Source organism: Muribaculum sp. An289, assembly GCF_002159555.1.
Taxonomy (GTDB): Bacteria; Bacteroidota; Bacteroidia; order Bacteroidales; family UBA932; genus Merdivivens; species Merdivivens faecigallinarum.
Genome location: NZ_NFIV01000006.1, coordinates 178,831 through 191,572, shown reverse-complemented (window position 1 = coordinate 191,572; position 12,742 = coordinate 178,831). Strand labels below are relative to the sequence as shown.

At 51.2% G+C, this 12,742-nt stretch carries 10 protein-coding genes; 4 read left to right on the top strand and 6 right to left on the bottom strand.

The genetic code is table 11. The annotated features are described in order from the left end of the window. Window positions 1–70 precede the first annotated feature (70 nt). From B5F83_RS06810 to rlmN, 6 genes are all read right to left on the bottom strand, one after another. Window positions 71–1,708, bottom strand: coding sequence for a fumarate hydratase (locus B5F83_RS06810; protein WP_087278763.1), 1,638 nt, complete (start codon window positions 1,706–1,708; stop codon window positions 71–73). A 9-nt stretch (window positions 1,709–1,717) separates the two neighbouring features. Continuing rightward, window positions 1,718–2,801, bottom strand: a protein-coding gene (prfB, locus tag B5F83_RS06805) for a peptide chain release factor 2 (RefSeq protein WP_143822485.1) whose coding sequence is annotated in 2 segments (ribosomal slippage) — window positions 1,718–2,737 and window positions 2,739–2,801 — 1,083 coding nt in all. Because the reading frame shifts where the segments join, the coding sequence is not laid out codon by codon here. A gap of 14 nt (window positions 2,802–2,815) precedes the next feature. Beyond that, entirely contained in the window at window positions 2,816–3,262 is a 447-nt protein-coding gene (gene rpiB, locus B5F83_RS06800) for a ribose 5-phosphate isomerase B (protein WP_087278769.1), read from the bottom strand. Between the two features lie 105 nt (window positions 3,263–3,367). Beyond that, window positions 3,368–3,856 carry a regulatory protein RecX gene (locus B5F83_RS06795; protein WP_087278772.1) on the bottom strand — a complete coding sequence of 163 codons (489 nt, stop codon included), beginning with the start codon at window positions 3,854–3,856 and terminating at the stop codon, window positions 3,368–3,370. Beyond that, window positions 3,831–6,164, bottom strand: coding sequence for a patatin-like phospholipase family protein (locus tag B5F83_RS06790; RefSeq protein WP_087278775.1), 2,334 nt, complete (start codon window positions 6,162–6,164; stop codon window positions 3,831–3,833). The genes B5F83_RS06795 and B5F83_RS06790 overlap by 26 nt, the downstream gene beginning before the upstream one ends. Before the next feature lie 19 nt (window positions 6,165–6,183). Continuing rightward, window positions 6,184–7,197 carry a 23S rRNA (adenine(2503)-C(2))-methyltransferase RlmN gene (gene rlmN, locus B5F83_RS06785; RefSeq protein ID WP_087278778.1) on the bottom strand — a complete coding sequence of 338 codons (1,014 nt, stop codon included), beginning with the start codon at window positions 7,195–7,197 and terminating at the stop codon, window positions 6,184–6,186. A 92-nt stretch (window positions 7,198–7,289) separates the two neighbouring features. Here rlmN and recA point away from each other — a divergent pair, with 92 nt between their 5' ends. Genes recA through B5F83_RS06765 form a run of 4 tightly spaced genes read left to right on the top strand, consistent with a single transcriptional unit; the run spans window position 7,290 to window position 12,742 of the window. Then, window positions 7,290–8,321, top strand: coding sequence for a recombinase RecA (gene recA / locus B5F83_RS06780; protein ID WP_087278781.1), 1,032 nt, complete (start codon window positions 7,290–7,292; stop codon window positions 8,319–8,321). 5 nt (window positions 8,322–8,326) lie between these two features. Next, window positions 8,327–9,319 carry a tryptophan--tRNA ligase gene (gene trpS, locus B5F83_RS06775; protein ID WP_087278784.1) on the top strand — a complete coding sequence of 331 codons (993 nt, stop codon included), beginning with the start codon at window positions 8,327–8,329 and terminating at the stop codon, window positions 9,317–9,319. Continuing rightward, window positions 9,319–11,322: a DNA primase gene (dnaG, locus tag B5F83_RS06770; protein ID WP_087278786.1), complete on the top strand. Its 2,004-nt coding sequence runs from the start codon at window positions 9,319–9,321 to the stop codon at window positions 11,320–11,322. The genes trpS and dnaG overlap by 1 nt, the downstream gene beginning before the upstream one ends. A gap of 40 nt (window positions 11,323–11,362) precedes the next feature. Then, window positions 11,363–12,742, top strand: a complete 1,380-nt coding sequence (locus tag B5F83_RS06765; protein WP_204207343.1) for an MFS transporter — start codon at window positions 11,363–11,365, stop codon at window positions 12,740–12,742.

Sequence of the window (12,742 nt, the reverse complement as noted above, 5' to 3'; positions counted from 1 at the left end):
TCAAGCCCGCCGCAGGCATTGCCGTTAAGCGAGTGCGCAAATATAGCGTACAATGACTTGTCCGTCCGGACTATTTCCCGCAAGTGCAGACAGGCCTGAGCTGTTTGAAGAAATCGTTGCCCTTGTCGTCCACAAGGATGAATGCAGGGAAATCGACTACGTCTATCTTCCAAATGGCCTCCATGCCGAGTTCAGGGTATTCCACGCACTCGATGGACTTGATGTTGTTCTGCGCAAGGATTGCGGCAGGGCCGCCGATGGAACCGAGATAGAAGCCGCCGTGTTTCTTGCAGGCATCCGTAACCTGCTGGGAACGGTTGCCTTTGGCAAGCATCACCATGCTGCCTCCGTGGCTTTGGAACAAGTCCACGTATGGGTCCATACGGCCGGCCGTAGTAGGCCCCATGGAACCGCATGCCATCCCGGCAGGAGTCTTGGCCGGTCCGGCATAATATACCGGATGGTCTTTAAGGTACTGAGGCATTTCCTCGCCACGGTCGAGACGTTCCTTGATACGGGCATGCGCTATGTCGCGGGCCACGATGATGGTACCGTTAAGGCTCAGCCTAGTAGAAACCGGATATTTGGTAAGTTCCTTGAGTATCTCGGACATAGGGCGGTCAAGGTCTATCCTGACGGCATCCCCTTCACCTGCGTTGCGGAGCTCCTCAGGAATCCAGCGACCAGGATTGTCATCGAGTTTTTCAATCCAGATACCGTCCTTGTTTATCTTGCACTTGATGTTCCTGTCGGCTGAACAGCTTACGCCGAGTCCTACAGGGCAGCTCGCGCCGTGACGCGGAAGACGGACAATCCTCACGTCGTGGGCGAAATATTTTCCTCCGAACTGGGCACCGAGACCTATTTTATATGCCTCTTCAAGAACCTGTTTTTCAAGTTCCACGTCCCTGAATGCGCGGCCGGTAGCATCCCCTGTGGCAGGAAGGCTGTCATAAAAATGGGCGGAAGCCAGTTTTACCGTCAGAAGATTGCGCTCGGCAGAAGTACCGCCTATGACGAAGGCAATGTGGTAAGGAGGGCAGGCTGCCGTCCCGAGAGTCTTCATCTTCTCTACAAGGAAAGGAACGAGCGTACCGGGGTTCAGTATAGCCTTGGTCTCCTGATAGAGATAGGTCTTGTTTGCCGAGCCGCCGCCCTTGGTGATGCAGAGGAAACGGTATTCCATGCCTTCGGTCGCCTCGATGTCTATCTGCGCCGGAAGGTTGCATTTGGTATTCACCTCTTCGTACATGGTAAGGGGGGCATTCTGCGAATAACGGAGATTTTCTTCCGTATATGTCTTGAAAACTCCGAGCGACAGGGCTTCTTCATCATCGTATCCGGTCCATACCTGCTGGCCTTTTTCGCCATGTATTATAGCTGTTCCGGTATCCTGGCAGAGAGGGAGTTTCCCCTTGCATGAAATCTCCGCATTCCTGAGGAAAGTCAACGCTACGTATTTGTCATTGTCGCTCGCCTGAGGGTCGGCCAGTATCTTGGCGACCTGCGCATTATGCTCGGGACGAAGCATGAAGGAAACATCCCTGAAAGCGGCATTCGCCATAGCGGTAAGGCCTTCCCTGGCAACCTTCAGTATCGGTTTTCCTTCGAATTCGCTTACGGAAACATAGTCTTTTGTAAGCAGATAGTATTCAGTCTTGTCTTCTCCAAGCTGAAACATCGGTGCATATTTAAACTCCATAGCCATAATTATATTTTACTGTTTATTTCCATTTCCCATCAGATAAACTTTCATGAATTCGTTCAAATCCCCGTCCAGAACGGCCTGGGTATCCGAAGTTTCATAACCGGTACGCAAATCCTTGACCATCTTGTAGGGATGGAGGACATAACTGCGTATCTGGGAGCCCCACTCTATTTTCATTTTCTTGCCTTCGAGCTCCGCCTGTTTTTCCTGGCGTTTCTTCAACTCCAAATCGTACAGACGGGACTTCAATATACGCAGGGCCCTCTGCCGGTTGTCCAGCTGAGAGCGGGTCTCGGTATTTTCAACGACTATCCCTGTCGGGATATGGCGCACGCGGACTCCGGTTTCGACCTTGTTGACATTCTGACCTCCGGCACCGCTCGAACGGTACGTGTCCCATTCGAGGTCTCCGGGATTGATTTCTATCTCAATGGTATCGTCCACAAGAGGATAAACGAAGACAGAAGAAAACGTAGTCTGCCTTTTTCCCTGGGCGTTAAAAGGGGAAATGCGGACAAGCCTGTGCACTCCGCTCTCCGCCTTGAGATAGCCGAAAGCGAAATCCCCTTCGAATTCCAGGGTTGCGGATTTGATTCCTGCTTCTTCTCCGTCAAGCACATCCGTAACCGTGACCTTGTAACCGTTCCTTTCGCCCCAGCGGGCATACATGCGCATGAGCATGGCCGACCAGTCGTTGCTTTCCGTACCGCCGGCTCCTGAATTGATAGTCAGAATAGCTCCGAGGTTGTCGCCTTCCTCGCCGAGCATGTTCCGCATTTCGAGGGCTTCGAGCTTGTCCCTCAACTTATCGTAAGTTTCATTGACCTCTGCCGCGGATTCTTCGCCGAATTCGGCAAGAACCTGCAAATCATCGGACATCGACATGAGTTCATCGTATGATGCCACCCAAAATTTTAAAGGGGCCACCTCCTTAAGAAATTTCTCGGCAGCCTTGGGGTCATCCCAAAAGCCCGCTTCCTGCTCCTTTTCAGCGGCCTCCTTTACCTTGTCACGCTTGGATTCGATGTCAAAGACACCTCCCCAGCGTCAGTATGCGCTGCTGCAAGGCAGTGATTTCTTCATTTGATATCATAGCCTTCCAGTATATTAACGGTTTTGCTCGTATTCGGTAATGGTAGCCACCCTATTGGCATGGCGGCCTCCCTGGAACTCGGCAGCAAGCCACTCGTCGACAATCATTTTGGCAAGCTCAATCCCCACGATGCGGGAACCGAAAGCCAGGATGTTCGAATCGTTGTGCTCACGGGACATCTTTGCCGAAAGGGGTTCGGAACATACCACGGCACGTATACCGTTCACCTTGTTGGCGCTGATTGAAATACCTACGCCAGTACCGCAAATGAGTATCCCTTTCCTGAATTCCCCGCTTGCCACCGCCTTTCCTACAGCAATGCCATATTCGGCATAATTGCAACTGTCAGCCGAATACGTACCGAAATCCACGCATTCATAGCCTTTCCCTTTCAGATAATCTATGATTTTCAATTTCATTTCATACCCGGCATGATCCGAGCCTATTGCCAATCTTTCCATATCTTTGCCTTATCATTTACAAAGGTGCAAAGATACGCATTAAAAGGGATAACGGCAATTTATAATGGGGAACTTACCGTCATTACAAAAACAAAATACAAAAAATCACGACTTATTGCGTTTCAGGCTTTCCATCACCTCTCCATAGGAATAGCCGCGCCCTGCCGCAAAGCGAAGGAGACGGGAAAGGCACTCGCCGCGGGAAATCCCGGGATGGCTACGCCGGATTTCAGCCAGCTTTGAAGAAAGGACGGCATCCATCCGCCTGCACGCTGCATCGGAATCTATTTGGGACAAGGCTTCGTCAATGACCGGACCCGGGATGCCTTTCAAGCCGAGGGCATAGCGGATTTTCGCCTCTCCCCAGCCGGACAGACCGGACTTGTCCCGGCAATAGGCCCGCGCATAACGGCCGTCATCGAGATATCCTTCCGACTTCAACGATGACAATATTTTTCCTGACAGTGCTGACGGGGCTCCCGCTGCCGACAGCTTCCGCCTGATATCGGCCGAACAGTACTCACGCCGCGAACAAGCCCGGCGCATCCTGTCCAACAGCCTGTCATAATCAGAAGTAATATCCGATGCTGACATACACACCTACGTTTTTTGTATAATTCGACCAGAAGACGGAACCCGAGATAGGCCCGATCATGGATTTGAACGAATATTCCAGACCAGCCCCTATATAGCCGTCCCCGTTCAGATAATATTTCAACCGCTCGCAGTCCCTGGCATAATTCACCATCAGCGACAGGTAATGGTTGCCGTAGACATTGGCCCTCAGGTCGCACCTCACGGCCGTAAGGTAATTCCGGAAAACGTTCAGATCCTGCGTTCCCACGAAAGCGAACTGCTGGTCGAAATACCTGCCCGGCTCAAGTCCCCCCATGACATTCATATAAGGGAAAGGGATGTTGTTCCCGAAAAGGAAACGTCCGTACAGGGAAGGAATCAGAGTGAAAATCCGTGAAAGCGGGACGGCGACACGGGCATCGAAGCTCACCGAATGGAAAGGATTGAAACTTTTGTAGAATCCTGTAAAATAATAAGAATAATCCAGCCCGGCAGTAAAACCGCGCTTAGGAAAATAGGCATCATCCAGATTGTCAACCCGGAATGAAGCGAAAGCCGAAAGATAACTGTTCAGATTCTGTGTTATATCGTAGTTTCCGACGATATCCGACGAAGTAAGGAACGAGCGGATATAAAAACCGTCCGTCCTCACCCCGAGTTGCATGTCTATATTTTTAAATGAAATATTGGAAATGAAAGCGGAAACATCGAATTTGTAGAATTTCAGGTCCGCACCCTTCTTCCCGTTGCTTATGATATCGGCGCTTTCCGAATAAAGCCCGAGCGAAAAATTGAGCCTCGGAATCTTAGGCGCCATGTATGAATAATCGAACCTGAAATAAGGGTTCATGCTCAGCCTGAGTGTCAGATCGTATTTCGACCCGGTGAGTTTCTTGCTGTTGAAACCTGCATTCAGGAGCACGGCCGCCACTTCTTCCGTATCGAAACGGGCCCCAAGCCCGAGTTTGTGCGCATTGCCCTTCGTGCAGAATATCCTCATTTCGTACGGACTGGTTTTCCCCACAAGCTCGTATGTGACCGAACTGAAGGCCTCCGTACTGTAGATGCTGCTTATCGCGGCATCGATATCATCGCTTGTTATATTTTGATACAAAGGAAGTTCTATATTTTTCTTCAACCATGCGCGCTCGGCCTTGTTCACCCCATGTATCCTGACCGATGCGAGCATGATCGAGTCTGAATAGAGATTGACTGCCGGCGGGGCGTTCAAACGCTGTCCCCCGGAATAATTTTCAGAATAACCCTTGGCGCGCCTTATGTCGGCAAGCATTTCCTTAAGTTCCTTTTCTTTCAGTTTGGCGGCACGGTATCCCCTGTCCACAATCGTGTCTATGCTCGCATCATCGAAACTCATCGTCCCGTACCCTGAAAGCTGGGGCCGTATGTATATGTCCGTATCATCGACATTTCCCTGATATTTCGTATCCCCCATCAATGAAATCACGCTGCCGAGGATGTCCGCGATATTGTTAATCTCCGAATAATCCGATTTTTCGCCGCTGACATCGACACCTATTATAATATCCGCACCCATTTTCTTGGCGACATCCACCGGATAATTGTTCAGCGTACCGCCGTCAACCAGCACGCGGTCTCCGGAACGCACCGGGGCGAAAAACACCGGAATGGCCATGGACGCCCTGACCGCCGTAGGAAAATGCCCCTCATGGAAAACTATTTCGTCCCCCGTAACCAAATCCGTCGCCACGCAGGCGAAAGGGATTGGCAAAGTATTGAAATCCAGCGAATCCTGATAACCTACGGACAACCCGGTAAAAAGATTGAATATATTCTGTCCCGCGACCAAACCCGAAGGAAGGGTACGGAAAAACGCATCGCCGATTACGGGACTGTCCTGATTGGCGACCCCGATGAGCGTATCCAGACGGTCCTTGAAATCGAAAGAAATGGAAAGGAGATATTTTTCCCTGTACTTCTTGCTCGCATAGGACAGATACTTCCTCGGGGTCCTGTCGTTCATCAGCACCGACCAGTCCTGGGCCTTTATCAGCGAATCGATTTCGGTCCCGGTATAACCGAGGGAATAGAGCCCGCCTATTATGGAGCCCATGCTCGTGCCGACCACCATGTCGAAATCATAGCCGAGGGATTCCAGATATTTTATCGCGCCCACATGGGCCGCACCCTTGGCCCCTCCCCCGCTCAGCACAAGGGCGACCACAGGGGATTCCCCCTTATCGGCAGGCATTGCCGGGCCCTCGGAACCGAAACAGGACCGTTGCGGCACCAGGACGAACGCCAGGGCTGCAAATACAGACAATATGCCGGCTGATAAGTTTTTCATAACAGGGACAAAAATACCATTAATCTTTCTTTCCGGCAAGCATTCCGCAGGCCGCCATTATGTCTTCACCTCTCGAAGCCCTTATCGTACAGATGAATCCATGGGAATTCAACTTGTCGCGGAACCGTTCCATCACGACATCCGGAGACGGCAGCAGGTTGGAGCCGGGGATTTTGTGGAAACGTATCAGGTTAATCCTGCATTCCAGGCCCGAGAGCATAGCCATCAGGGCGTTGCAGTGCCTTCCCGAATCGTTTACACCGGCAAACATCGTGTATTCGAAGCTCACGCGGCGCTGTCCGCTGAAATCGTATTTTTTCAGCAGTTCTATGGTTTCGGACACCGGGAACGCCTTTTCGACAGGCATCATGGATTCCCGCTCGGCCGGGAACGGATTGTGAAGGCTTATGGCCAGATGGCACCTGGACTCTTCGAGAAACCGCCGCAGTGCAGGAAGGACCCCTATCGTGGATACAGTTATCCGCTTCGGGCTCCAGCCGAAACCCCAGTCGGAAACGAGGATTTCAAGACAGCGCATCACGGTATCGATATTGTCCAAAGGCTCTCCCATCCCCATGAAAACCGTATTTGTAAGCATGTCGGCCTCGTCCACCGCGATATACTGCGACATTATTTCGGCAGCATCGAGATTCCCCCTGAAACCGCCGCGCCCGGTCATGCAGAAAGAACAGTTCATCTTGCAGCCGTTCTGGGACGAAACGCACAGAGTAGCACGGTCCGGCTCCGGAATCATTACAGTTTCCACGGAACCGCCGCCCGTCACAGGGAAAACATATTTTTTAGTACCGTCCGAAGACCTGTAAACCGCGGAATATTCAGTCACCCCGATTTCATAATCCTCCGACAGCCTTTCCCTGAATTGCTTCGACAGGTTCGTCATATCCCCGATGTCGCGCACCTTCTTTTTATACAGCCAGTCAGCCATCTGTTTTGCAACGTAAAGAGGCGTTCCGTAAGACGATACGACATCCTGCAATTCATATAGATTTTTCCCCAACAGTTTTTTCTTCATATTCTCAATGCAATCGGATTTATAGTGCAAAATTCGATTTTTTTCGATAACTTTGCAAACTTTGTAACACTAATTAAAAACAGACTTTCATTATGGCTAAAGAAGATGTAGAAGACAGGGCTCCTGAAGTCAATGCCGCCAAACTCAAGGCTTTGCAGGCGACAATAGACAAAATCGAAAAGGATTTCGGAAAAGGGACCATCATGAAGTTGGGCGAACAGCCTAAATGGGAAGTATCCGTGATACCGTCGGGTTCAATATCCTTGGACCATGCCCTCGGAATCGGGGGATATCCGCGAGGAAGAGTAATCGAGATTTTCGGACCGGAATCGTCCGGTAAGACCACGCTTGCCATACATGCCATCGCCGAAGCGCAGAAGCAGGGCGGCATAGCGGCGATAATCGACGCCGAGCATGCTTTCGACCGTACATACGCGAAAAACCTCGGCGTGAACGTGGATTCGCTGCTCATATCGCAGCCGGACAACGGAGAACAGGCTCTTGAAATAACCGACAACCTCATACGTTCCGGAGCAATCGACATCATCGTGATAGACTCGGTGGCGGCGCTCACGCCAAAGGCCGAAATCGAAGGGGAGATGGGAGATGCGAAAATGGGCTTGCAGGCAAGGCTCATGAGCCAGGCTTTAAGAAAACTTACCGCAAATATCAGCAAGACGAATACCTGCTGCATATTCATCAACCAGCTCAGGGACAAGATCGGTGTCATGTTCGGCAATCCGGAGACCACAACGGGAGGAAACGCACTGAAGTTCTATGCCTCCGTCCGCATCGACGTAAGGAAGAGCACTCAGATCAAGGACGGCGAAGAGGCCCTCGGGAACAGGACGAAGGTAAAAATCGTAAAGAACAAGCTCGCCCCTCCTTTCAAGAAAGCCGAATTCGACATAGTTTTCGGGGAAGGAATATCCAGGACGGGTGAAATCATAGACCTCGGTGTCGAATACGACATAATCAAAAAGAGCGGTTCATGGTTCAGCTACGGGGACACCAAGATAGGCCAGGGACGGGAAGCCGTCAAACAGATGCTCATGGACAATACCGAGCTGAGCGACGAGATAGAGGGTAAAATCAGGGAAGTCCTCCAAAACATCAAAGACTGACGGAAATGGAAAAAGTAGTAAGCGGGATACGCTCCACCGGACACCTGCACCTCGGCAATTACCTCGGGGCATTGAAAAATTTCGTAAAGATGCAGAACGGCTACGACTGCTATTTTTTCATAGCCGACCTGCATTCGCTTACGACACATCCGCATCCGGACGATTTTCATGCAAATGTAAAAATCATACTTTCGGAATACCTTGCAGCCGGCCTGGACCCGGAGAAATGCGCGCTGTTCGTACAGAGCGACGTGCCTGAAATCTGCGAGCTTTACGTGCTGCTCAACATGATAGCATACAAGGGAGAGCTCGAAAGGACGGCCTCGTTCAAGGACAAGGCGAGGAAAAACCCCGAAAACATCAACGCGGGGCTCCTTACCTATCCCGTACTGATGGCATCGGACATCCTTGTCCATAATGCTGATTACGTACCCGTAGGCAAGGACCAGGAACAGCATCTGGAAATGGCAAGGGTCTATGCAAGGAGGTTCAACAACCTCTATGGCACGGAAGTTTTCAAGGAACCTCATCCGTTCAATTTCGGAAATGAAAAACCCGTAAAGGTCCCGGGCCTTGACGGAAGCGGAAAGATGGGGAAAAGCGAGGGGAATGCGATATATCTTTGCGACGACGAAGCGACCATAAGGAAAAAGGTCATGAAGGCCGTAACGGATTCAGGCCCCAAGGAACCATGCTCCCCGATGCCGGAGGTCATACAGAACCTGTTCACTATCATGGAACTCGTATCAAAACCTGACACAGTCGCCTATTTCAGGGAGAAATGGAACGACTGCTCGATTAGGTACGGGGACATGAAAAAACAGCTGGCCGAGGACATCTGCAATCTGACGAGGCCTATCAGGGAACACATCGATGCGGTTTCTTCGGACGAAGCCTATCTTTCAAAAGTAGTGTCTGAAGGCAGGGACAAGGCGCGGGCGAGCGCATCCGCGACACTCAGGGCGGCAAGGGAAGCCGTCGGTTTCAGAAAATTTTGATGATAAATCAGGAAACCATACAGAAAATACTCGATGCGACACAAATCGTAGACGTAATCGGCGAATTCGTCTCCCTCAGAAGGAGGGGGGCGAATTATGTCGCATGCTGTCCGTTCCATGATGAAAAGACCCCGTCCTTCTCAGTCTCGCCGAGCAAGGGAATATTCAAATGCTTCGGCTGCGGCAAAGGAGGCGATGCGGTCCATTTCATAATGGAACATGAGCATCTTTCGTATCCCGAGGCCCTCAAATGGCTTGCCGCCAAATACCACATCGATGTGGTGGAAAAGGAAGAGACGGCCGAAGAAATAGCGAGCAGGATGAAGAGCGAAAGCATGATGCTCGTAAACGAATTCGCCGCAAAATATTTTGCCAAAACCCTCCTGGACACCCCTGAAGGACGGGCTGTAGGGCTGAGCTATTTCCGGGAAAAAAGGAGGCTGCGCGAAGACACCATCCGCCTCTTCGGCCTGGGCTACTCCCCCGCAAAAAGGGATTCGTTCGCAAAGGAAGCCATAGCCAACGGCTACAAGCCGGAATTCCTCACCGCCACAGGGCTGTGCATCGAAAAGGAGAACGGAGGCGGACTTTATGACAGGTTTTTCGAAAGGGTGATTTTCCCGATACATTCATTGAGCGGACGTGTCATAGCATTCGGAGGGCGTACCCTGAAAGCAGACAAGACCATAGCGAAATACGTCAATTCGCCGGAAAGCGAAATCTACCTGAAAAGGCGTTCGCTTTACGGAATCTACTTTGCGAAGGGGGAAATAAGCAAAAAGGACAAATGCCTGCTCGTGGAAGGCTATCTGGACGTAATCTCCATGCACCAGGCAGGCATAACCAACGTGGTGGCATCGAGCGGGACTTCGCTTACCACGGAACAGATACGGCTCATCAGGCGCTTTACCTCCAATATTACAATCCTATATGACGGGGATTCGGCCGGAATCAAGGCCTCCCTGCGCGGAATAGACCTCGTGCTCGAAGAAGGCATGAACGTCAAGATAGTGCTTATCCCGGACGGGGACGACCCCGACTCATTCTCCATGAAACACACAAGGGAGGAAGTCGAGGAATTCATCAGCGGGCATGAGCAGGACTTCATAGACTTCAAGGCCTCACTCCTTCTCGAAGAGGCCGGAGACGACCCGAGGAAAAGGGCGGGCCTCATAAACAACATATCGACAAGCATCGCCGTCATACCCGATGCCATAGCGCGTTCGCTGTATGCCGAAAGGTGTGCGGCGATGTTCGGCATAGAACCGGACCTCGTCTTCGAAAGGGTAAGGACATTGCGCGAAGAAAAAAAGGCCAGGGAAAGCACGAAAGCGCAATCCCCGGCGATGTCCCGGACCGTACAGGAGACAAAGGCCGACGAGAGCCGGCATGAAGGGAGAAAGGAGGAAACCTATGGGGAAGACGGGCTCATCAACGACCGTTTTTTCGCCCCGTGCGAAAAGGAAATCGCCTATTATCTTGTCAAGTTCGGGGATGAAAAACTGAAATTCCCTCCGGGTTCGGTAGAATACGATCCGGAAAATCCGGACTATACGGTGACAGTGGCCGAATACATAAAAAATTCCATGTCCGAAGACGGATTGGAAATGCGGAACAGGCTGTATTCGGAAATCTACGACGAATATTTCCGGAACGCGCCTGTCTACGGCAAGGAGATAATAAGCTATTTCCTGCACCACCCGAATGAAAACATCGCCGAAGAGACACTCGACTATGTGTACGACAGGCATGTCATAACCATAAAGGAGTTCGCCGATACCGTTCCGGACGAAACCGCCACGCTCTCGGAAACGGTGCCCAAACTCATGTGCATCTACAAATCGAAGGTGGTGGATGCCATGCTGAGGGAAATAACCGAAGAAATCGCCTCGGCGCAAAAGGAAAACGACAGGGAGAAAATAGAAGGGCTTACGGGAAAATTCATGAGGATTTCAGGGCTTAAAAATTATTACTCCAAACTGCTCAAAAGGCTGACTATTTAGAAAATGTTTATAATTTTGCAACAATTAAAAATTTTACATAATGCAAGAAAAGATTTCCAGAATGCTCAATGACAGTGCGGCAGCACGCTGGGCAGCATTGCTTCTCATCGCTCTGATGATGTTTTTCGCCTACATGTTCGTGGACGTCATGTCCCCTCTCAAATCCATAATCGAGACCGCCCGCGGTTGGGACAGCGGCACTTTCGGGACATACGCCGCATCCGAATACATACTGAACGTATGCGGTTTCCTCATCCTGGCCGGAATCATCCTGGACAAGATGGGAATACGGTTCACCGGACTCCTGTCCGCTTCGCTCATGGTAATAGGAGCGGGAATCAAGTTCGTGGGCATCAGCGAATGGTTCCAGGCGACGGCTTTCTGCGGCTGGCTCGACAGCTGGTGGACATCGATGCCTGGTAGCGCGAAAATGGCATCCCTCGGTTTCATGATTTTCGGCTGCGGCTGCGAAATGGCAGGGACGACTGTGTCGAAATCGATAGCAAAATGGTTCAAGGGCAAGGAAATGGCCCTGGCGATGGGACTGGAAATGGCAATAGCCCGTCTCGGAGTCTTCGCCGTAATGTGGCTGGCCCCTATAATCTCCGACAAGTTCGACCAGTCGGTAGTGGCTCCGGTGGCTTTCTGCACAGTGCTCCTCCTCATCGGCCTGATTAATTTCATCGTATTCTCCGTAATGGATTCCAAATTCGACAAACAGCTCATTGCGGCAGGTATGGAGACGGCCGAAAAATCGCCTGAAGACGAGTTCCACATCAAGGACCTCGGAAAGATATTTTCAAGCAAGATGTTCTGGCTGGTGGCGCTTCTGTGCGTGCTCTACTATTCTGCGATATTCCCGTTCCAGAGATACGCTCCTAATTATCTTGAAGTGACCCTCGGAGTCGACAACGGCACGGCTTCCCAGCTGTTCAGTTTCTTCCCTATACTGGCTATGTGCCTCACCCCGCTGCTCGGAATCTTCCTCGACCGTAAAGGAAAGGGAGCCACCATGCTCATGCTCGGGGCAATCATAATGTTCGCATGCCATCTGTGCTTCGCATTCGTACTGCCGCTATACCCTCAGAAATGGTTCGCGGTAACACTGATAGCGATACTCGGCGTAAGCTTTTCGCTCGTTCCCGCCGCACTCTGGCCGAGCGTTCCTAAAATCATAGACGAAAAGATACTCGGAAGCGCATACTGCCTGATATTCTGGGTGCAGAACATCGGCCTGTGCTTAGTTCCACTGCTGATTGGAAAAGTATTGCAGTCCACCGGAGGATACCTCGCACCTATGCTCATATTCTCTTCATTCGGAGTGCTCGCCTTCCTCTTCAGTTTCTGGCTCAAGAGGGAAGACCGCAAGAAGAAATACGGGCTTGAGCTTCCTAACGTAGCCAAGAAACAGGAAGAATAG